24 protein-coding genes and 1 riboswitch are annotated in these 21,944 nt (G+C 38.9%); of the genes, 16 read left to right on the top strand and 8 right to left on the bottom strand.

What is annotated here, in order from left to right:
* Positions 1-291: 291 nt before the first annotated feature.
* A complete protein-coding gene (locus tag LG336_RS17365) occupies positions 292-1,032 on the top strand; it encodes a DUF2161 domain-containing phosphodiesterase (RefSeq protein ID WP_404328738.1) in 741 nt (246 codons plus the stop codon).
* Between the two features lie 123 nt (positions 1,033-1,155).
* On the opposite strand, the gene LG336_RS17360 is transcribed toward LG336_RS17365, so the two are convergent.
* Entirely contained in the window at positions 1,156-1,938 is a 783-nt protein-coding gene (locus LG336_RS17360) for a TPM domain-containing protein (RefSeq protein WP_404328737.1), read from the bottom strand.
* A complete protein-coding gene (locus LG336_RS17355) occupies positions 1,938-2,513 on the bottom strand; it encodes a LemA family protein (RefSeq protein WP_404328736.1) in 576 nt (191 codons plus the stop codon). The genes LG336_RS17360 and LG336_RS17355 overlap by 1 nt, the downstream gene beginning before the upstream one ends.
* A gap of 224 nt (positions 2,514-2,737) precedes the next feature.
* Here LG336_RS17355 and LG336_RS17350 point away from each other — a divergent pair, with 224 nt between their 5' ends.
* The 3 genes from LG336_RS17350 (at position 2,738) to nadR (ending at position 5,348) form a co-directional block, all read left to right on the top strand.
* Positions 2,738-3,529 (top strand): NUDIX domain-containing protein, encoded by a 792-nt coding sequence (locus tag LG336_RS17350; protein WP_404328735.1) that lies wholly within the window; start codon positions 2,738-2,740, stop codon positions 3,527-3,529.
* Positions 3,530-3,625: 96 nt separating this feature from the next.
* Positions 3,626-4,324, top strand: coding sequence for a nicotinamide riboside transporter PnuC (gene pnuC, locus LG336_RS17345; RefSeq protein WP_404328734.1), 699 nt, complete (start codon positions 3,626-3,628; stop codon positions 4,322-4,324).
* Positions 4,325-4,355: 31 nt separating this feature from the next.
* Positions 4,356-5,348: a multifunctional transcriptional regulator/nicotinamide-nucleotide adenylyltransferase/ribosylnicotinamide kinase NadR gene (gene nadR / locus LG336_RS17340; RefSeq protein WP_404328733.1), complete on the top strand. Its 993-nt coding sequence runs from the start codon at positions 4,356-4,358 to the stop codon at positions 5,346-5,348.
* An 89-nt stretch (positions 5,349-5,437) separates the two neighbouring features.
* On the opposite strand, the gene LG336_RS17335 is transcribed toward nadR, so the two are convergent.
* A complete protein-coding gene (locus tag LG336_RS17335; protein ID WP_404328732.1) occupies positions 5,438-5,995 on the bottom strand; it encodes a DUF3231 family protein in 558 nt (185 codons plus the stop codon).
* A gap of 61 nt (positions 5,996-6,056) precedes the next feature.
* Positions 6,057-6,179 carry a hypothetical protein gene (locus LG336_RS17330; RefSeq protein WP_404328731.1) on the bottom strand — a complete coding sequence of 41 codons (123 nt, stop codon included), beginning with the start codon at positions 6,177-6,179 and terminating at the stop codon, positions 6,057-6,059.
* A 176-nt stretch (positions 6,180-6,355) separates the two neighbouring features.
* Between LG336_RS17330 and LG336_RS17325 the strand changes: the two genes are divergently transcribed.
* The 5 genes from LG336_RS17325 to LG336_RS17305 all read left to right on the top strand — a co-directional run bounded on the left by LG336_RS17325 (position 6,356) and on the right by LG336_RS17305 (position 11,378).
* Positions 6,356-6,787: a MarR family winged helix-turn-helix transcriptional regulator gene (locus tag LG336_RS17325; RefSeq protein WP_404328730.1), complete on the top strand. Its 432-nt coding sequence runs from the start codon at positions 6,356-6,358 to the stop codon at positions 6,785-6,787.
* A 71-nt stretch (positions 6,788-6,858) separates the two neighbouring features.
* Complete coding sequence (locus LG336_RS17320; protein WP_404328729.1) at positions 6,859-7,659, top strand: MBL fold metallo-hydrolase; 801 nt, start codon at positions 6,859-6,861, stop codon at positions 7,657-7,659.
* Positions 7,660-7,861: 202 nt separating this feature from the next.
* Positions 7,862-8,836, top strand: a complete 975-nt coding sequence (locus LG336_RS17315; RefSeq protein WP_404328728.1) for an NAD(P)H-dependent flavin oxidoreductase — start codon at positions 7,862-7,864, stop codon at positions 8,834-8,836.
* A gap of 46 nt (positions 8,837-8,882) precedes the next feature.
* Complete coding sequence (locus LG336_RS17310; RefSeq protein ID WP_404328727.1) at positions 8,883-10,001, top strand: alkene reductase; 1,119 nt, start codon at positions 8,883-8,885, stop codon at positions 9,999-10,001.
* A gap of 189 nt (positions 10,002-10,190) precedes the next feature.
* Positions 10,191-11,378, top strand: coding sequence for a sulfite reductase subunit alpha (locus LG336_RS17305; protein ID WP_404328726.1), 1,188 nt, complete (start codon positions 10,191-10,193; stop codon positions 11,376-11,378).
* 293 nt (positions 11,379-11,671) lie between these two features.
* Here LG336_RS17305 and LG336_RS17300 read toward each other — a convergent pair whose 3' ends face one another.
* Together LG336_RS17300 and LG336_RS17295 are read right to left on the bottom strand one after the other, a co-directional pair.
* Positions 11,672-12,673: a M14 family metallocarboxypeptidase gene (locus tag LG336_RS17300; RefSeq protein ID WP_404328725.1), complete on the bottom strand. Its 1,002-nt coding sequence runs from the start codon at positions 12,671-12,673 to the stop codon at positions 11,672-11,674.
* Positions 12,674-13,341: 668 nt separating this feature from the next.
* A complete protein-coding gene (locus LG336_RS17295) occupies positions 13,342-13,977 on the bottom strand; it encodes a CBS domain-containing protein (protein ID WP_404328724.1) in 636 nt (211 codons plus the stop codon).
* Between the two features lie 161 nt (positions 13,978-14,138).
* Between LG336_RS17295 and LG336_RS17290 the strand changes: the two genes are divergently transcribed.
* Complete coding sequence (locus LG336_RS17290) at positions 14,139-14,318, top strand: hypothetical protein (RefSeq protein WP_404328723.1); 180 nt, start codon at positions 14,139-14,141, stop codon at positions 14,316-14,318.
* Between the two features lie 544 nt (positions 14,319-14,862).
* Here LG336_RS17290 and LG336_RS17285 read toward each other — a convergent pair.
* Together LG336_RS17285 and LG336_RS17280 are read right to left on the bottom strand one after the other, a co-directional pair.
* Entirely contained in the window at positions 14,863-15,507 is a 645-nt protein-coding gene (locus LG336_RS17285; RefSeq protein ID WP_404328721.1) for a CBS domain-containing protein, read from the bottom strand.
* 155 nt (positions 15,508-15,662) lie between these two features.
* Positions 15,663-16,205, bottom strand: a complete 543-nt coding sequence (locus LG336_RS17280) for a recombinase family protein (RefSeq protein ID WP_404328720.1) — start codon at positions 16,203-16,205, stop codon at positions 15,663-15,665.
* A 174-nt stretch (positions 16,206-16,379) separates the two neighbouring features.
* Here LG336_RS17280 and LG336_RS17275 point away from each other — a divergent pair, with 174 nt between their 5' ends.
* The 6 genes from LG336_RS17275 (at position 16,380) to LG336_RS17250 (ending at position 21,944) form a co-directional block, all read left to right on the top strand.
* Positions 16,380-17,843 (top strand): SulP family inorganic anion transporter, encoded by a 1,464-nt coding sequence (locus LG336_RS17275; protein WP_404328719.1) that lies wholly within the window; start codon positions 16,380-16,382, stop codon positions 17,841-17,843.
* 29 nt (positions 17,844-17,872) lie between these two features.
* A complete protein-coding gene (locus tag LG336_RS17270; RefSeq protein ID WP_404328718.1) occupies positions 17,873-18,292 on the top strand; it encodes a universal stress protein in 420 nt (139 codons plus the stop codon).
* A 279-nt stretch (positions 18,293-18,571) separates the two neighbouring features.
* On the top strand, positions 18,572-18,991 hold the full coding sequence (locus LG336_RS17265) for a universal stress protein (RefSeq protein WP_404328717.1): 420 nt from the start codon (positions 18,572-18,574) through the stop codon (positions 18,989-18,991).
* A 204-nt stretch (positions 18,992-19,195) separates the two neighbouring features.
* Complete coding sequence (locus tag LG336_RS17260; protein WP_404328716.1) at positions 19,196-19,792, top strand: biotin transporter BioY; 597 nt, start codon at positions 19,196-19,198, stop codon at positions 19,790-19,792.
* 29 nt (positions 19,793-19,821) lie between these two features.
* On the top strand, positions 19,822-20,799 hold the full coding sequence (gene bioB, locus LG336_RS17255; protein WP_404333204.1) for a biotin synthase BioB: 978 nt from the start codon (positions 19,822-19,824) through the stop codon (positions 20,797-20,799).
* 235 nt (positions 20,800-21,034) lie between these two features.
* A riboswitch (cobalamin riboswitch) is annotated at positions 21,035-21,214 on the top strand.
* A 241-nt stretch (positions 21,215-21,455) separates the two neighbouring features.
* The gene (locus LG336_RS17250) at positions 21,456-21,944 is read left to right on the top strand and encodes an acyl-CoA thioesterase (protein ID WP_404328715.1); all 489 of its coding nucleotides are present in this window, start codon (positions 21,456-21,458) and stop codon (positions 21,942-21,944) included.

The raw sequence follows: 21,944 nt of genomic DNA, 5'->3' as shown, positions 1-21,944 counted from the left end.
TTTTAAGTGTCGAAAATGAACTTTTGTTGGTAGAGGATCATGTAAAAGGGGAGTAAGGATTATGTTAGATTGTCATGCTAGGACTGTGATTAGGGTAAACAATTTTCGGTTTAGATAGTAGGAGATAGAACAAAGATATCAGTTGATATCGATGTGCTATCAAAGTAACCACACACATATATAATATATTGTTAAGGTAAGAACAGAGAGATTTGTTGTATAGTTATAATAAATAATTGTCTTTTGAGTAATTAATTTTTTACAACTAGATTCGAAGAGTGGTGCAAATCTATGACTGAGAAGAAAAAACTACAAGAAGTAGACTTATATAAACCTATTCAAAAGTATTTTGTTCGTGAAGGCTTTAAGGTTTATGGAGAAGTAAAAGACTGCGATATCGCAGCGGTGAAAGATGATGACTTGGTCATCATCGAATTAAAGCTAACTTTAAGTGTGGATTTGCTCATTCAGGCGGCAAAACGACAAAAACTGTCAGATCAGGTTTATATAGCGATCCCAAGACCAAAGGGACGGTTAAATTCGAGGCAATGGGCCGATAAATGTCATTTAGTTAAAAGGTTGGAGTTGGGGTTAATTGTTGTTTCATTCTCAGGGAACACTGCTAGAGCAGAAATTCTTTTTCATCCAACTGCTATGAACCGTCGTCAAATCAAGGCACAGAACAAACGGAAACGCATAACTTTAATGAAAGAAATTGAAGGGCGTAGTTCTGATTTTAATGTTGGTGGGAGTAGCCGGACCAAAATTATGACCGCCTATAAAGAAAACTGTATACAGATTGCTTGTTACCTTGAACAATTTGGTTCACTTTCGCCAAAGTCATTGGTTGAAATGGGAACTGGTAAGAAAACATCATCCATCCTTACGAAAAATTATTATGGTTGGTTTGAACGAATTAAACGGGGTACTTATATCATCAGTGATAAGGGGAAGGCAGAAGTAAAAGAGTACCCTAATTTAATTGATTATTATGTAAAGCAATTAAATGAAAAGGTGGAAAATAACGACTAGTTTGGTTATAAAGGGCGGCGTGTTAATCCAACCGGCTGCAGTAAACATCTAAACTAAACCTCTATAAAAGTGGCAACAGATTATCAGACCACAGCTCACGCATAAATGAGCTGTGGTTTTGATTTACCAGCCTCGGCTAGCTCCACCGCCTCCTGAGGACCCACCTCCTCCACCGGTAGGACCACCGCCACCCCCTCTACCCCCACGGGACAAGATGGTGAGGAGAATATGGGTAAGAAACCCTCCAAAGAATTTAAAATCCAAAAACACGACAACCACAATAAGTGGAATGAGTATCCATAGAGGAATGCCTAAACCTTCGTCACCAGTAGACTGCTGTATCGGCGGCTGGCCAGCCTGAAGTTGACCGTCATTTTCAACTCCATACTCAACCAAAACTTCATTTGCGAGCACTTTATAAGTCTCAATAATCGCAGTATTAGGTTGGTTGCTTAGTAATAAGGGAATGGTCAAACCATCAAGAATCCTACCGACTTTTCCATCCGGCAAGGCTCCTTCTAGACCGTAGCCGACTTCAATTCTCAAGGGTCTTTGCGTCATGCCTGGGGAAGGATTCATACCAATCACCATTAAAATCCCGTTATCTTCTTGCGCACTACCAATCCCATATTGACGAAAGGCTTCATTTGCGTATTCCTCAACAGTTGTATCACCGATGGACTCAACGGTTAGAACGGCAATTTGAGCGGTTGTTTGATCCTCAATGCTTCGTCCAATTCTTCTTAATTCGATTTCTTCTTGTTCTGTTAAGACACCAGCAAAATCCTGAATATAAATATCTCCGACTGGATCAGGAATTTGTAGATCTTCAGCAAATGAATTTCCTCCAAAAAGGAAAAGGGTGAAAAACACCAGAAACATGCTGAGGATCCGAACCCTATTCATTAGTCATTGCCTCCAAAATCAACCTCTGGTGCATTCTGTGCATTAGGATCTGCTTCAAAATATTCCTTTTCATCAAAACCGGTAATATTTGCGACAAGTACTCCTGGAAAGCTCTTCACTCTACGGTTATATTCTGAAACCTGGTCATTGTAATCTTTTCGAGCAACAGAAATTCGATTTTCCGTTCCAGCTAATTCATCCATTAGTTGCGTAAACTGCTGATCTGCTTTCAAATCAGGGTAATTTTCAACTAAGACAAGCAAACGACTTAAAGCCCCTGATAGTTCGGAGTTAGCCGTTGCTTCTTCTTCTGGTGATTCCGCTCCCGCTAGTCTTGCTCGTGCATCAGCGATAGCTGTCAGAACTTCCTCTTCGTGTTCAGCATAGCCCTTTACTGTGTTAACAAGATTAGGAATGAGGTCAAGTCGTCTCTGCAACTGGTTTTCAATTTGGGCATACGATTTGTCCACATTTTCTTCTAAACCGACAAAATTATTATAGCTCGGTACAAACATCAGCAACAATCCAATCAGGATTACTGCAATAATCCCAAGTCCCAAATAGCTTTTCTTCATCTCAACACGCTCCTCTCATCGTTATTATGTATCATTTGGGAAAAGTTATTGATTTATAAGTAGGAAACTCACTAAATGCTTAAGATTGAAGCATTAATTAATCAGAGAAGATGAGCCTAAACTTATAGACTGAAAGAGCATTTTATCGAATTGCCTATTGAATATTCATAAATGGTGATTTATAATTAACATATTGCAAATTAAAAAAAAGTGGGTGGTTATATATGGGAAGATACGAATCAGAAGAAGAAGTGCTAAAACACTATAATCCAAAGAAATATACGACTCCCGATGGTTACACAAGTGATATTGCTGTTTTTACCATTGAGTTAACTTATCATGAAAATCATAAACCGCCTGAAGCTAGTTTAAAGCTTATGCTGATCCAACGTGCCGACACCGACCGTGAAGGACAACCCAATTTTGAAGGTGGGAAGTGGGCTTTGCCAGGTGGATTCGTTCAACCGAGTGAGACAGCTTATGCAGCAGCGGTACGAGAACTACATGAGGAAGCGAGTGTACGGAACATCCATCTGAAACACTTTAATGTGTACGATCAACCTGGTCGCGATAAACGGGGCTGGATTATCTCGAATGCCTTTTATGCGATTGCCACTGAGGAGTATTTAATAGAAAGAAAAGCGGCTGATGATGCTCAAAATGTAGAACTTTTTACAAGAGAGGAGATTGAGAACTTAGAGTTGGCTTTTGATCACGATAAAATCATTGCAAACGCGTTTGACATCATAAAGAGAGATATTTTGCAAACGACCGTCGCCAAAGAATTTTTGCCCAAAGAGTTTACACTTTCAGAATTGAGAAGCTTATTGCTACTCGTAAGTGATGACCCCGGCATTACCAATGAGTCGGCTTTTGTTCGTGATGCCCCTAAGTACCCTTTTTTAGAAGTAGCCACAGATCATAAAGGCGAAATGAAAACGACGACGAGAACAGCGAAGCGTTCAACGCGCATGTTTCGTTTTAAACCATATGAACCATCACTTTCGATCTATTAAATTTTTTTGAGTTATATAGTTAACAATTTGCAAACTATTAATTAAAAGATATTGGTTGTTTGACAACCTCAGCAAACTTAATTGGAGGGATATAAAATGTCCATGTTAAAAGATTGGACGACGTTTGAAAAAGTCTGGATTATTACTTTTAGCGTAATCAATATATATTTGTTTTTTGCTTGGCAGGATTCCATTTTGGGTCTGATTACTTCGATTACTGGTATGGTTTGTGTCGTTTTAGCTGCAAAGGGCAGAATTTCTACTTATTACTTTGGAATAATTCAAACCGCTACTTATGCTTATATTTCTTACGGATACGGTTTATATGGTGAAACGATGTTAAATGCTTTGTTTTATTTTCCCGTTCAATTCGTTGGGATTTATCTATGGAGTAAACACAAAGCGAAAAGAATGGATGCCGAGGGCGCAGAGATAGAAATGAGAGGCTTGACAGGACGAGGCTGGTTTTATGTGGTGACTTCCTTCACTTTCGTGTTTGTTTTGTACGCATTCATTTTAAAAGGACTTGGGGGAACTAGCATTTGGATTGATTCTGCTACAACGATTTTATCGATTGTTGCTCAAGTGTTAATGCTTCAAAGATATAAGGAACAATGGTTGTTCTGGATTAGTGTGAATGTCTTATCGATTCTTTTATGGCTTACCGCATTGATCACTCAAGGAGGAAATGATGTTTCCATGCTGGTGATGTGGTCAGCGTTTCTTATTAATAGTATCTATGGATATAGCAACTGGACAAAGGTTTATAAAAAACAAATGGGAAGGGCGGCGTAACAATGACAGTAGGATTTTAGGAGGAAAGTTTTTGCCCCTACATTTAGGCCATGTTTATGCCATTGTTCAAGCATCGACGATTGTAGATGAATTGTATATTGTGCTATCGCATAGTGAAAAGCGTGACAAAGAGTTATGTAAAAAAGTGAAAATGAAATATGTCGAGAGTCGGGTTCGGTTAAGGTGGCTGCATCAGCTTGTCAAAGATATGGATCACGTAAAAGTAATCGAAATAAAAGACAACTATTCAAATGCGGATTACGACTGGGAAGAGGGATCAATGGCAATTAAAAAAAGGATTGGAAAACCAATTGATTATGTCTTTAGCTCGGAACAGGAGTATGAGTCTATTTTTACGAAGCTCTATCCTGAGTCCTTTCATTTTCTCATTGATGAAGAGCGAAATACTGTCCCCATCTCTGCTACACAGATTAGAGAGGAGGGAGTGTTTAAAAACTGGAACTTCCTTCCTGATGTTGTGAAACCTCATTTCGTTAGAAAAGTTGTGATAGTGGGGACGGAGAGCTGTGGGAAGTCAACGTTAACTCGCAATCTGGCAAAAATCTATAACACGAGTTTTGTCGAGGAATATGGAAGGACGCATTGTGAAAAAATCGGTGGATGTGATGGTATTATGCTCGAGGAAGACTATCCCTTGATCGCTTACACCCACAAAGTGAAAGAATATGAAGCAATTGAGAATGCAAATAAAATCGTCTTTATTGATACGGAAGCAACGGTCACACAATTTTATTCGGAGTTATACAATCACCAACACCAAGCTGTTTTAGACGAGATGGCAACCCTGCAGGATTATGATCTGTGTCTTTATTTAGAACCAGATGTAAAATGGGTCGATGATGGTTTAAGAAATCACGGGGAACAAAGTCTCCGATTGACCAATAATAACCGACTGAAACAGTTATTAACTGATAATAACATCTCCTTTGTTCCTCTCACAGGTGACTATAATGAAAAACTAAATCAATCGATTGAATGGATTCAGAGGATTTTAAAAGAATAGAAGCTAGAAAGAAGGAGGATTGGTAATGGGGAGCAGGGCTTTATTTGAATGATTTGTAATTTCCAAATAAAGCCCAAATCCTTATTACGCTATGTTTGCTGTGGTGAGCCTGGTGGGTAGTAATAAGGTGGGACTTTTAGCCATCCACGTTTTCTCATGAGTACTTTTAATGTTGTTCCAAATGACACCCACTCTGAGTGAAATTGAACCCATAACATTCCAATATCATGTCGAAGAGCATCAGCTTGTGATTTGGCACAGGTAAGCATGCAATTCACTAGCTTAAATGCAATACCATTGGCAATCTCGTCATCGGTCAACTTGACACCTAAAGGGATTTGGTTAGAATCCGAATTTGGTTTAGCAGAAGTTGCATCAGGAAGAGGAATACCTTCCTGCTTCATAAAATCGCTTAGTCTTCGTACTTGTGATTCACAAATCCGAATGACATCGGTGAGCATTTCTCTTATCTCATCATCCGTTGTTGTATTTAATCCAATTTCTTCATAGCGAATAAATTCTTCAACCATGGTTAAATACATCCAACAATCACCAGCTTCAATGATATTTAAGGGAGATTTCGGTTCGTTGGTATTGTCAATTGTAGTTTTTAATGTGTTCCAAACTGCCTCAAAAGGGTTCGACACGTTTCCACCTCCTCAATAAATACTATCTTTCCTATTCATGAAAAAAATGACGTAGACAGATTTATATGTCCTTTCCCTTTGAAGATTCCTTACTTTTCCTTCTATTCCCCCTTGATTCTTGCTCTACATAGGCTGAATTAGAAACATAGATGACTTGATTTTTCATATGTTCTTTTTTTGCCATTCATTTCACCCTTCCAAAATATTATAGGATTAGTATTCTTATAAAACCCTCAATTTATGATGATTTATAAACTAAGCTGTTTATGATGTACACGAATCTTTTGTATACAAATGATATGTATACATGTTATAGTAAAATTAATCAGAAAATTCTAATAAGGGTGAAGGAGCCACTCCATGGAAAATGCAGATATTTGTATCCATTTTTTGCTAGGAAAGGCATTACAAAGGGTAAACCAAGTTAGTAAAGCAAAATTAGCCACATATGGGGTAACACCTGTTCAATATGCGCTCCTCCGACTTCTTTGGGAGCGGGATGGCCAATACGGTCATTTGTTAGGTGAACGACTTTTACTTGACGGTGCAACAATCACCGGAATCATTGATCGGTTAGAGCAGAATAACTTTATTGAAAGAAGAGTGGATCCTAATGACCGTCGCAACAAACTCGTTTTCCTGACTGAAAAAGGACGTTCCGTAGAGGCACCCCTATGTAAGGAAATGGATGAAATGAATGATGAAATAACGGCTCGTTTTGAAGAAGGGGAGATTCAGCGTTTTAAGGAGATGCTCTTCGATATAGGGATAAGGGGAAAAAATAGAAGTTGATTGGTTTTCCTGTTCATCATGTTGTTGGTAAAAACAGTCATTTTACGTGAAAGGAGAGTGAACGGAGGAGCATGCTCAATGTGTATGAGAGAGAGGATGTTATTTGTTTACAAGGGGAAGTAGTAAAATCTGGTGGAACTGCCGGGCAGGTTTTCGCCTATTTAGTAGATGGAATGTTGATTGATACCGGACCACAATCCTTAGAATCGGATTTTATTTCTTTTTATAAAGAGCATTCTTTTGATTTAGTTGCGTTAACCCACAGTCATGAGGATCATTCAGGGACAGCTTCCTGGATCCAAGAAAACCGGAATGTACCTATTTATGTTCATGAAAAAGGAACCGAAATTTGTGCTCAACCATGTATGTATCCCAAGTACCGTCAAGCAACCTGGGGCGTACGAAAAGAAGTTAGAGCAAGACCACTTGGAGAGATCATTCATTCTAGAAATCAGGAGTGGCAGGTAATTTATACCCCAGGACATGCTGAAGACCATGTATCACTGCTGCATGAAGATACTGGTCGGTTGTTTAGTGGTGATTTATTTGTTTCCCCGAAGACAAAGGTCATTATGAGAAGCGAATCGATTCCAGACATTATGAAATCGATACGGACTTTGTTATCTTATGACTTCGAGAGCATCTTTTGTTCGCATTCGGGTTACATAAAGACTGGCAAACAGATGATGAAACAAAAGTTAGAGCATTTAGAGTATTTATGTGTGGAAGTGAAAAGTCTCAATGAAGAAGGTCTTTCAACCATTGAAATAAATGAAAAACTATTTCCGAAAAAGTATCCTATATTGGACATTTCAGGAGGAGAATGGGACTCATTGCATATTGTCACTTCGATTCTATTTGAAAAAACATAGGAAGTAGGAGACCCAACCTGTTCTCTATTATCTTATTTTTCTATAATTTCTGAATTACCCTTGACTACGTTCTGAGGAATACGGTAATTTTAAACTAAGTAACCGACTGGTTAGTTGGTTTTCATCCTATGAAGGTCCAACTGCGTAGATTGATAGAATGAATTTTAAAGAAAAAAAGTATGTGAATGGAGGATATGTACATATGTCAAAAATTCCAGGTATACTCAAAGGTTTGAGAATTCCAGTTATTGGTTCACCCTTATTCATTATTAGTAATCCGAAACTTGTGATAGAACAATGTAAGGCTGGAATCGTTGGTTCGATGCCTGCGCTGAATGCCAGACCAGCCTCACAACTTGATGAGTGGTTGGCAGAAATTACAGAAGAGCTAGCAGACTATAATGCTCGTAATCCTGAACGTCCTGCAGCGCCGTTTGCTATTAACCAGATTGTCCACAAATCGAATGATCGCCTGGAACAAGATATGGAATTATGTGTAAAGTATAAAGTTCCGATTATCATCTCGTCTCTTGGAGCACGAGAAGAAATCAATGTGGCAGCCCACAGCTATGGTGGAGTTGTGTTTCATGACGTGATCAATAACAAATATGCCCATAAAGCGGTAGAAAAAGGGGCAGATGGTTTGATAGCCGTTGCTGCAGGAGCAGGTGGTCATGCTGGAGATAAAAGTCCGTTTGCATTGGTTCAAGAAATTCGCGAGTGGTTTGATGGTCCGCTTGCTTTGTCGGGTTCGATTGCAAATGGAAACGCTGTCTTAGCGGCACAAGCGATGGGCGCAGATTTTGCGTATATCGGTTCCCCATTCATTGCAACACATGAGGCTCGGGCTGCAGAGGACTATAAAAAAGCAATCGTAGAAAGTACCTCAGATGACATCGTTAATAGCAATCTATTTACAGGTGTCCATGGAAACTACCTTGCGCCGTCCATTCGTGCAGCAGGATTAGACCCTAATGCTCTTCCTGAGAGTGATCCTTCTAAAATGAACTTCGGTGGCGATGGCAAGGCTAAGGCCTGGAAGGATATCTGGGGCAGTGGTCAAGGGATTGGTGCCGTTAAAGAGATTACGAGCGCAGCTGAATACGTGGATAAACTTCATCGAGAATATACTGAAGCAAGAGAAAGATTGATTCAATCTACGCAAGTGTTCGCATAACATTTTCAGAAATCTATTCTTACAGAAGATATTGGAGGAGAAACAGATGAGTCAAGCAACAAGGGGAATTTATGCATCAACTGAGACATATAACTGGGAAAAGCTAAAAGATGGAGAAAATAGTAAACTCTTTGAACCCGTGAAAATTGGGGCTTGGAGCCTTAAAACTCGGACAGCGATGGCGCCAATGACACGCTGCTTTGCAGATGATGAGACAGGTGTTGTTGGAGAAGATGTGGTTGAATATTACAGAAAACGTGCTGCCGATGGGGTAGGGTTAATTATTACCGAAGGAGTCTTAGTCAGCTTTCGAGGAAAAGGGAACCCTAAGGTACCAGGAATATATACTGAAGAACAAACTGAAGCATGGAAAAAGGTAACAGAAGCGGTCCATGCAGAAGGTGGTACAATCATCGCACAGTTATGGCATGTAGGTCGACTTTCACATAATGAGCTGACGAATGGATATCCACCACAGGCACCGTCAGCAATAGCAGCTGAAGGAATGGTTCCCAGGTTCCGAAAGCCATATGATACCCCTGAAGAAATGAGCTCGGCACATATCGAAGAATTAGTCGGGCAATATGCTAAGGCTGCCAAGAATGCTATCGATGCTGGATTTGATGGTGTGGAAATTCACGGTGCACACGGTTACTTAATCGACCAATTCAACTCGGATTTTTCGAATCACCGTACAGATCGTTATGGGGGCGACTTAGCCCAGCGTCTAACCTTAATGAAAGAAATTGCCAAGGCTGTTATTGATACAGTTGGCACGGATCGAACAATGATTCGTTTTTCGGCTCATAAAAGTGACGCTCCTACCTATATGTGGGAGGATCCAGAAATGGCGATTCGAACATTTATTGAAGCATTCAAAGAAGTGGGTGCAACCTTGCTCCATCCATCGACAATGGATTTCAATCGCGTGATTGCTGATGGAAAAACAATGCATCAACTTGTTCGGAAATACTGGGATGACGTCATCGTCGGCGTTGGGACATTAGACCCTCAGACTGCAGAAAAAGCTTTAGTTGAAGGTACCATCGATGTTGCAGCATTCGGTCGTCCATTAGTCTCAAATCCAGACTTTATTTCTCGGTTGAGAAATGGAGACGATTTAGAAGAATATGAAGCAAGAAAACATCTACCAGAATTGATATAGGAAACGACACGGAAGCAGGGGAAAAACTCTGCTTCCTTTTTACTTTTCCGAAGTGCCTGGAGCGGAAATCAACAGTCACTTTTTAACACGGTTTTTTCGAAAATATGGCAATAGTGTGAAAAAGGACACAGCGCAATTTTTTATGCTATGCTATTCTCACAGTAGAATAATATTGTGGGGGGAAGAACGATGGTACTCATGGTAGAAACTAAACCTGAACAAACAATAGAAAACGCAGCGTTGCCAACAACATATTCGAGAACAAATCCATATCAAGCAAAAGTGATTGAAAACTTCAATTTAAATACAGCAGGATCTAATAAAGAAACTAGACATATTGTCTTATCGTTGGCAGGATCCGGACTTTCTTACGAGCCGGGTGACTGTCTAGGGATTGTTCCTGAAAATGATCCAGAACTAGTAGCCACCATTTTAAATGAAATGAACTGGGATGGCGAAAGTATTGTTACTATCAACAAACAAGGGGAATCTCTCCCATTAAAGGATGCGCTTACTACCCATTTCGAAATTACCTTACTAAATAAAAAAGTTGTCCAACAAGCAGCGGAAATGACCGACAATGAGGACATACAGAAGCTTGTTCTTGTCGAAAATGTACAATTATTAAAAGACTATATGGACGGCCGTGATTTTCTTGATTTGCTACGCGACTTTGGTCCTTGGAACGTTCCAGCGCAAAAATTAGTGTCGCTTTTAAGAAAAATGCCTCCACGCCTATATTCCATTGCCAGCAGTCTAACTGCCAACCCTGATGAAGTGCATTTAACCATCGGTGCAGTCCGCTACTCGGCTCATGGACGTGAAAGGAAAGGGGTTTGCTCTGTTTTATGTTCTGAACGTCTTCCAATTGGAGAAACACTACCAGTTTTTGTTCAAAAGAATAAACATTTTAATCTTCCAGAGTCAGCTGACACAGATATCATTATGGTTGGTCCTGGAACAGGCATTGCACCTTTCCGTGCGTTTATTCAAGAACGTGCTGCGCAAAAAGCAAGTGGGCGAGCTTGGTTATTCTTTGGCGATCAGCATGCTGCGACCGATTTCCTTTATCAAGATGAGTTTGAGACATATCAAAAAGATGGCGCACTTGCAAAATTAGATACTGCGTTCTCTCGTGATACCGAACAAAAAGTATATGTTCAGCACAAAATAAGTGAAAATGGCAAGGAATTGTTCGAATGGCTTGAAAACGGGGCATACTTCTATGTTTGTGGAGATAAGCAATATATGGCAAAGGATGTCCATAATACGCTACTTGAAATCTTCGAGAAAGAAGGCAACATGACCCCAGAACAAGCAGAAGCCTATTTGAATGACCTGCAAAAGCAAAAGCGTTATCAACGTGATGTCTATTAATTAGGCTCTTTTCTCAAACTTTGTTGCTCTTGGATACAAATTCGGTTAAATTAAGCTTTGTTTCACTTCAAAGTCCCCTTTTTATTAATGAGAAAAGAGCGCGCAAACTTCTTATCAGGTACCAAATAGCTTATCTTGCGTTAAAATCGGCTTTAGGTAGTAAAAATCGGTTTTAAGATTTTTACAATTTTAACAACAAAATTTACGAAAACAGCCATTAATTAAGAAAATTCTATAGAGAAAATAATCCCCCAAGAGCGAAATAGATTCAATAGCTCTTGGGGATTTTTTGTTTAATGTTGATGATCCTTTGCGCATTCTGCTAGGAAGAGTCCAATGGTTTTATTTCTTTCCCATATATCCGGAAAAGCGTCAAGGGGTAGATTATTATCCTTAATCAAGGACCCGATTTCAACCGTTAGAGCTGGTTTTTCAAATTCTTGAATAAACCAATCGGAATAACCACCGCCTTGTTGGTGGGAGGCCGGTTCCTCCAACTTATACCTTGTAAGCTTCGAAACTTTTTCTGCAATATTATAATAATCCTGAGTAAATTCTGTTGTATGAGTCAAACCCCATTGATGGAATCCCCAAAACAGGACATTTCCAGTTGAGTGATAGGAAACAGCAATCTCAGGTTTAATCTCATGGGTAAATGCCACAAGTGCCTTGACTTCCCCAGCTTCAAGTGGTTCCCTTCCTTTATAAAACTGATAGCTAGGTTTATTATTTACCCCTTTTAAGTTTTCCCAATTAGCTGGATACTGACGGTTTAAATCAATGCCATTTAAATTCGCTTTCCATCTCTTAAAATTCAAAGATCCCTCATTCATTTTTATCAGAAATGGATGGAGGTAACTAGGAAATGCATCAAGACCGTATTGTTGAAGGGTGACACCATCTGGATTCACCATAGGAACAAACCAAATTGAAACATCATCTAGGATCGCTGGATCGAATTCTACCACAAGTTTATTATTTTTGTACGCTTCGGCGTAGGTTGCAATCATGTTCATTAATAGCGTACTGGTCATCCATTCTCGAGCATGGTGGGCACCGTTTATGAGAATCGATGTGCTCCCAGTTCCAAGCTTAACCGCCCAAAGGTTTCTGCCACTTGGTGTTATGGTTAACGATTTATAGGTAATAAGATTCGGGTATAGGTGAGAAATTTCAACCAAATCCTCAGTGAATTTTTCGTATGTATACACCTCTTCTGTTTCTATTATGTGTGCGCCTGCTATTAAAGGAGAGCACCAGAAGACAAAAAGAAGTGATAGGCAAAGTTTCTTCATAATTGTACATCCTCTTCATCTTAGTCAACAAAGATATTTTGGTTTATGCTCGCTGATTTCATTCAGAATGAGACGATTATGAGGTTGGCCACGGAGTCGGAAATGAATAAAGAAGAACTAAGGGGCAAAATGATTCTTTATTTTGCTATGTTTTTAAGTTAGAAATTTAATCAAAAAGTCATTAAAAATAGTATTGTCGAAAATCAAATCTGTTTGTCATTTGATGCGCTTACCTGGGAAATGAATCCCCCATTTGGAGGGAAATATATTAGGTCTAGAATATTAATTTTCGCAAGATTTCCGTAAAAATTTTGAATCAAAATCTTCAGAAACGTTGCAGGACAAACTCCATGGAGTTTGTCGTGGGAGGATTATAGCTGTTATCAAAAGGTTTTTATAGGTGTGTTGTTGGATATGAGGTCATATAAATAAGTCCAGTTTACAGTAGTAAATCCTGTCGAGATTTGCGTATAATGAAAATTATTTTTATGACTTCAGAATTATCCTAATACAACAAAGTGAACATTGAAAGACCGGCGCACAATGTGAAACCGGTCTTTTTTCTCAAAAGATTGGTGGAAGCCTATAAGAAATGAATAAACTAGAGAAGTAATTATATGATGACCTCTAAGAAGAAAGGGGATGCAAATAATACTTGAGGGTAGACGTTATCCAGCTTTTTCAATTTTCTCAACATGGAGGACACGAAAACCTGATTTTGTTATTTTGTCCTTCAATTTCTGGATTACTTCTTCGTTATCTTCGGAAATGGTAAAAGTGAGGCGGCGGAAAAGTTCATTTCCATTTCCAAAGGTATGTGCTCCTTCGATATTAAAGGACTTTAGTTGTTTTAACAATTTTAGGAAAGCTCCTGTATGGTCCCATATAGCAACAGTGAAACAGTACCCGCCTGTTTTCATGCCGAAACCATCGCGGAACAGATCCATTAATACAGAATGAGTGATGATTCCTTGGAATTCCCTATTATCACCGGTTACAGCTAGAAACGGAAGACGATCAATTCTTAACAAAGCAAGACTCAGAGAACTATCCTTATGAACAAAGGAATCTTCTTCATCAATCACCTTCATGACAGAATCCGCGGGCTTTCCTCCTTTTTCAAATAGATATTCTAATAAATCAACCTTGTAAACCTGCCCTTTGTATTCATTTGTATCGGTGTCAACAACAGGTACACACCGGTAACCTGTCTTCCTTACTAAGTCAAGAGCTTCTTTGGCCGTCGACGAGCTTGGGCAAACAGTCACCTTGTGCTTTTCCACATAAACATTACGGACGAACATAAATCCTTTCCTCCTTTTACTCGTTAAAGTAGTTTATATATTAATAATATTCTGCCTGTTTGGTCTTTTTTCCTTTTACTGGATAAATTTTTTGTATAGATGAGAAGGAATGAGTTTTAAGGATTCTATCAGAGGGTATATGAATTTTAGAGGTGATAGAATTGAAAAAGGATTTGGACAAGAACGATACAGCTAAAAACAGCAGGATGGCAGAAAATATCGAAGAAGTAAAGAAACTGGGTAAGCAGATGGAGCACCTAAAAACCAATACAGAATTAAAAGAAGAAAATAAAGTCCCTGATCCTATTCAGGAAAAAGAGATTAGTCGGAACACTCGGTAATGGTTCATTCGGAAGCTAGTATATAAAAGAATTTGAAGAGATTAATAGAATCTTGCAAAGTAGATGAAAGAGCTTAGGTTATCCCTAAGCTCTTTTTGCTGTACCTCATATTTCAGATGTCTTTCTGCAAGGCTCTTTTCTCAAACTTTGTTGCTTTTGGATAAAAAATAGAATGGATAAGGCTTTGTTTAACTAAAAAATAGCATTTAATTATGAGAAAAGAGCTACAAACTTATTATAACGTACAAAATAGCTTATCTTGCGTTAAAATCGGATTTAGGTAGTAAAAATTGACTTTAAGATTTTTACAATTTTAACAACAATCTTTACGAAAACAGCCTTCTGCAAGGCTCTTTTCTCAAACTTTGTTGCTTTTGGATAAAAAATAGAATGGATAAGGCTTTGTTTAACTAAAAAATAGCATTTAATTATGAGAAAAGAGCTACAAACTTATTATAACGTAAAAAATAGCTTATCTTGCGTTAAAATTGGATTTAGGATTTTAACAACAATCTTTACGAAAACAGCCTTCTGCAAACAATACTTATAACCTTACTTTTTCTTTTTCAATTTTTTCAACATGAAGGACGCGGAAGCCGGCTTTGACGATTTTCTCCTTCAGTTTCTCGATGACCTCTTCGTTATCTTCAGAAATGGTAAAAGTGAGGCGACGTATCAGTTCGTTGCCATTTCCAAAAGTATGTGCGCCTTCAATATTAAATGATTTTAGTAGTTTTACTAATTTCAGAAAAGCCCCAGAGTGATCATAGACTGCGACAGTAAAGCAATATCCTCCCGTCTTCATACCAAACCCATCTCGGAAAAGGTCCAATAATACAGTATGAGTAATGATGCCAAGGAATTCTTTGTTTTCACCTGTCACTGCTAAAAATGGAAGACGGTCAATGGTTAATAAAGCAAGACTTAGTGAGCTATCCTTAAGTATAAAAGAATCCTCTTCATCCACTACAGCCAACACCGAATCCTCAGGTTTTCCTCCGGTTTCATATAGATGTTCAAGCAAGTCAACCTTGTATACCTGTCCCTTATATTCATTTGTATCAGGGTCAACAACAGGTATACATCGATAGCCTGATTTGTTTATCAATACAAGTGCCTCTTTCACATTTGACGTGCTAGGGCAATAGGTTACCTTGTGTTTTTCTAGGTAAACATTACGAACAAACATAGTTCCTTCCTCCTTATGTACTAAGAATGGAGTGCACATATTAAATATTCGAGTAATCTTCGTTGATTCCTTCACATTTACCTATGGTAAAAAAATAAAAGACTGCAAAAATTTTTGCAGTCTTGCTGAGTTGAAATATTTGACTCACCTAACTATTAATTTTCTAAATAACGATATAAGGTTGATTTACTAATGCCTGTCTCTGCTTTAATTTCGCTTAGTGTAAAGCTCTTGGTTTGGTACATCTCAATCGCACGTTGAACATTTTTATCCGCTTTTCTCGGTCTACCTGCCGAGATGCCTTTTTGTTTTGCTTCAGATAGTCCCTTTTTTGTTTTTTCACTGATTAGGTCACTTTGGAATTCAAGCAGATGTTTTAGGATTGTTTGAAAGCTGTATCCGGAGTCGTTGTTTGTATCAATCTTTTCTTTGATTGAAAAAACAAAAGCTCCTTTCCCATCAATTATTTCAAATAAATCCACTAGATGCCGTGTCGAATCCGCTAATATCGATAATCTGGAAATGACAATCTTATCGCCTTCGGTAAGGTTGTTCATTAGGTTTTTTAGCTGAACTCTTTTTTTAGGGGAGGAATGGTCCTCTGTTATCATGCGCACGCAGCCAATTTCGGTTAATTTCTGTCGTTGATTTTCACAGTTAGGATCGTCTTGCGACGGTCTCATATATCCAATGAACATGGCAAAAACTCCTAAATAATTAAACGTTATAAATATTATAACACAATATTTCTAAAAAAATATTCCCATAATGGTTCCGTTTTGGGACAAAAGGTGTTAGACTGTTCAAGTGAGTTTTTATTGTGATTATAGTGCTATATAAAACTATTAAAATATAAATTGGAGGTATGTAGTGTGGTCGATAAGATCAAGGCAGAATGGTTTTCAAATGTAAAAGGGGATGTGCTGGCTGGAATAGTGGTAGCCTTAGCACTTATTCCAGAAGCCATCGCCTTTTCAATTATTGCAGGAGTAGACCCGATGGTTGGGTTGTATGCATCTTTTACAATGGCAGTTATTATTGCCTTTGCAGGAGGTAGACCGGGAATGATTTCTGCGGCAACCGGGGCAATGGCTTTGTTAATGGTCCCGTTGGTAAGGGATTATGGTGTAGAGTATTTGTTTGCGGCCACTATTTTAACGGGGGTCATTCAGGTCCTATTTGGAGTATTTAAAGTAGCCAAGGTGATGAAGTTTATTCCACGAGCCGTGATGATCGGCTTTGTGAATGCCCTAGCGATATTAATCTTTATGGCACAGGTGCCACACTTTATTGGCATTTCAAATATGACCTATGTATTTGTAGCAATCACTCTTGTCATTGTGTATCTCCTTCCAAGGTTTTTCAAGGCAATTCCGGCACCGTTAATTGCGATTGTTGCTTTAACTGCTGTTGCAGTGTTTTCAAATTTCGAATTGCGTACTGTAGGTGATTTAGGGACGATTACACAATCATTGCCAGCCTTCTTTATTCCCAATGTTCCATTTTCATTTGAAACCCTTGCGATTATTTTTCCGTATTCCATTGCATTAGCGATTGTAGGTCTGTTAGAAAGCTTACTTACCGCATCAATTGTTGATGATATGACAGGGACTGGAAGCAATAAGAACCGAGAAGCAAGAGGTCAAGGCATTGCCAACGTCGTGACTGGATTCTTTGGTGGAATGGCTGGCTGTGCGATGATTGGTCAGTCTGTTATCAATGTTAAATCTGGTGGACGTGGAAGATTATCCACTCTTGTTGCTGGTGTATTTTTGATGTTCCTTATCCTCGTAATGGGTAGCTTAGTTGTCCAGATTCCAATGCCAGTTTTGGTTGGAATCATGATTATGGTTTCCGTTGGTACATTTGATTGGTCTTCTTTCACTTATTTAAGAAAAGCACCGAAAACGGATGCTGTCGTTATGTTAGTAACCGTGGGCATTGTTGTCGCAACACACGACTTATCAAAAGGTGTCATTGCAGGGGTTATTTTAAGTGCGATTTTCTTTGTTGCTAAAATCTCGACAATGAAGGTTACGAAGCGTGTAGAGAATAATGAGATTTCCTTCAATGTTGAGGGTCAATTGTTCTTCGCATCTGTTGATGGATTTGTCGACGCATTCGATTTTACAACTGAAAACAAAGAAATAGTCATTGATTTCGCTACAGCACATGTCTGGGATGACTCAGCAGTTGGTGCGATTGATAAAGTGGTCATGAAATACCGTGAAAATCACAATCAGGTCAGTATTAAAAACTTAAATGCATCTAGTAAGAAGCTTGTCGATAAATTGGCTGTTTTTAATGACCCTAACGCAAAGCTATCTGCACATTAATTGACTGAAGAGTAATGGAGTGGTGAGAGGTGTATAAGAAAATATTAGTCGCAATCGATGGATCTAAGCATTCATTGCGAGCTGCAGCTGAAGGTGCTAAAATGGCCGCTTTGGATAAGGATAGCACGGTAGAGTTGATCTATGTTGCTGATTTTTCGAAGGCGAAAAATGAAGTTCTCCATTCCCATGGGAAGGAAGAGCTCGAACAAGAAAGAAGGAGTCGTCTTAAGCCGGCTGAGGAACTCATGAAAGCCAACCAGGTTTCTTATGAGGTGAAAATCTTGCGCGGTGAACCAGGTCCAACCATCGTTGAGTATGCCAATAAAGAAAAGTTTGATTTAGTTGTTATTGGCAGCAGAGGGCTAAACGCTTTACAAGAAATGGTTCTAGGGAGCGTCAGTCATAAAGTAGTCAAACGAGTAAATTGTGCAGTGCTCATTATTAAATAGTTTTATTGTGTTTTAGATCATCTATCCCAAGACAATCCACTATTTTTGATTAGTGGATTGTCTTTTGTTTTAGAACTAATTGTTGGATAAAGGTTTATATGAAGGGGGAAGGGAGTAAAATAGATAAAAAACAAATTTACTGTGAACAACGGTTTTAGTGATTTACAAATATTTCATACAAAAGGTAAAATGGTTGTAAGCGTTTACTTGGTGAGGAAAGCAACTTTGCTTTGAAACATATAGAGATAAATAAATGCTAGTAGGGAAGGGAGTTAGGAGATGTACAAAAAAATATTTTTGGCAACCGATGGATCGGAGCATTCAAAAAGAGCAACTGAAAACGCTATTCATATTGCTAAATGCAGTGATGGGGCAAAGATGGAGATTATTTATGTTGTCGATCCAAACCGTGCGAAGTCCGAAACCCTTAGCAACTGGAACTCAGGAGATACCGATGATAAAAGAAAGAAACGTGTAGTAGAAGTTGAAAAGATGGCCAGAGAAGCTGGAGTTTCCTATGAGATTCACATTTTAAACGGTGAACCAGGACCAACCATCGTTGAATATGCTAATAATAATAAGGCGGACGTTGTAATTATTGGAAGTAGAGGCCTAAATGCTCTCCAAGAGTTTGTACTAGGAAGCGTAAGTCATAAAGTAGCAAAACGGGCAAATTGCCCAGTGTTAATTGTTAAATAACAGTTCAAAACCAGAGGATAGATACTATCTTCTGGTTTTTATTTTTTGAAAATATAACGGAGCACAAGTGATATTTAGCGGTTGCTTTATATGGTATATAAAATTAGTAAACCTAAACTATTAAATGGTTGACACAAAAACACTTACCCTTTATTCTTTTAAATAGAGTTAAAAGTCTGAAAGCTTAAAGGGAGGGATTACTGGATGAGAACAAAATTAAGTGCCTTTGATATCAGTCTAGCTGGGATGTTTGTGGCTCTAATGGCCATTGGAGCAAATATTACCTCTATTGTGCCATTTATGATGGTGGGCGGCGTTCCAATCACGTTGCAAACCTTTTTCGCCGTTTTAGCAGGTGCTGTATTAGGAAGTCGATTAGGAGCAATTAGTATGTCGGTGTACGCGGCATTAGGGTTAGTCGGTGCGCCTGTTTTTGCGAAATTTGGTGGAGGCTTTGGGTCTTTGTTGAGCCCAAACTTTGGGTTCATTGTTTCATTTATTTTAGCTGCCTATGTGGTGGGAAAGATGCTCGAAAAGAAAAAAACACTTCAAATGTTTATTGTGGCTTCGCTTACTGGGATGGTGATTAACTATCTTTTCGGAACCAATTGGATGTATTTTGCTTATAAGCTTTGGGCAGCAGCACCAGATGGTTTTACATATCAAATGGCTTGGTTATGGATGGTGGTGCCTTTACCAAAGGATATCATTCTTTCCATTGCTGCAGGAGTGTTCGCTCATCGATTAGAGCATTCAGTGCTTAGTAAAAGTCAGTTTAGAAGAATAAAACGTACGGCATAGGAGGAGAAGAGAAAGTGAACTGGAAACAGATGGCTTTACAGGTCCTGAACGGGAAGGAACTTACAAATGAAGAGGCTCTATCCATTTTAAATTGCCCTGATGAAGAGTTGCTAGAATTATTGGATGGAGCTTATCAGATTCGACACCATTATTACGGTAATAAGGTAAAGTTAAATATGATTGTGAATGCCAAATCAGGTCTTTGTCCAGAAAACTGTGGTTACTGCGCACAATCTAGTATCTCAACCGCACCTATTCAAAAATACAAAATGATGGATAAGGAAGCGATTTTAAAAGGGGCTGAACAAGCGCATCGCTTAAATGCTGGAACCTATTGCATTGTGGCTAGCGGACGTGGACCTAGTGACAAGGAAATTGATCAAGTGGCATCTGCCGTAAAGGAAATTAAAGAAAAGTATAATTTGAAAATTTGTGCCTGCTTGGGCCTGATTCAGCCCGAACAGGCCGGAAAATTGAAAGAAGCTGGTGTAGAACGCTATAACCATAACCTAAACACATCTGAGAATCATCATGAGGCAATCACCACTTCACATACCTATCAAGATCGCATCGATACCGTACAATTAATCAAAAATCAGGGGATCTCACCATGCTCAGGAGTCATTATCGGAATGAAAGAAACATCGCAGGATGTCGTGGATATGGCGAGAAGTCTGAAAGCGCTAGACGCTGATTCCATCCCGGTTAACTTCTTACATGCCATTGATGGTACACCTCTAGAGGGAACGAGCGAATTAAATCCGAGATACTGTCTTAAAGTGCTTGCCCTAATGCGCTATGTTAATCCGACGAAAGAAATCCGTATCTCAGGAGGAAGAGAAGTTAATCTTCGAAGTTTACAGCCACTAGGATTATATGCAGCTAACTCTATTTTTGTTGGTGACTACCTAACGACCGCAGGACAAGAAAGTTCAGCCGATCATCGAATGCTAAAAGATCTAGGCTTTGAAATAGATTATGTGAAAGAGGGTCTGGCGGTTGAGTAGCACCACCCTATAACGTCAAAAAGCGAGTAATTATAGCGGAAATTAATTGCATCGAAGATAAGTTCACCAGTGCAAGCTGTGGTAAAACACTCAGCCCCATCAAAAATTTGATAGGGGCTCTTTTTCGTTTGTGCTCTATTTAATAGAATTTAAGGCTTGTAAAAGAAAATAGAGTGTAATATAGTTATAAATACAATATATAGTTTTTGTTTGTTATGACAAATACTAAATATAGATAATTGCCAATAAAAATGGTGTCTGAAAAAGACTTAATAGGGAATCTGGTGAAAATCCAGAACTGTACCCGCAACTGTAAATGCTGACGAAATAAGCAAATCCACTGTCTTCGGACGGGAAGGGCTTAGAATAGGAGGAAGCATAAGTCAGGAGACCTGCCATTTTTACACGTATTATCTTCTTCGGGAGTTGGGAAGGTAGAACGAGGGTATTCTTATGATTACAGTGAGAGCATATGTGTACTGTTTTTCTAGATTAATCCACGTTTCTAAACCCATCTACTTTGATGGGTTTTTTTATGTTTTAGGAGCGTTAGGATGATAGTAATCTTTACCCGTTGGAGATGAAAGTAGCAAACCTACTTTTTCGAATCTACTTCCATAACTCTCGAAGAGCGAATTTTTAGAGGAGGAATGGGAATGGCTGAACAATTGCCTGCAAGTATTTCTAGAACAATACAAACAAAGCTCGTGTTACCACCTAATACGAATCATATGGGAACTATTTTTGGGGGCACGGTGTTATCCTACATTGATGAAATAGCCGCGATTACAGCTATGAAACATAGTAAACAGGCCGTTGTTACAGCATCTATCGACACGGTCAATTTTTTATCATCGGCTAAGGTGGGAGACATCTTAAATTTGGAAGGTGTCGTGATCTCAACCGGAAGAACGTCAATGGAAGTGTATGTAAGAGTCGATTGTCAAAATATCGAATCAGGGATAAACACCGTCACGACTACAGCAATTTTAACGATGGTAGCCGTTAATAAGGACGGGAAACCTACTCCTGTTTGTGGTGTGGCCCCAGAAACAGAAGAAGAAAAGAAACTCTTTCAAAGTGCTCAGAGAAGGAAAGAACGGCGCTTAAAAATAAACGAGTTTTCAGAGGAGAAATGGACATGA

Source organism: Mesobacillus maritimus (genome assembly GCF_044803185.1).
GTDB lineage: Bacteria > Bacillota > Bacilli > Bacillales > Cytobacillaceae > Mesobacillus_B > Mesobacillus_B maritimus_B.
Note: the sequence above shows the minus strand (reverse complement) of the source record. Positions and strands in the feature narration are given on the sequence as shown.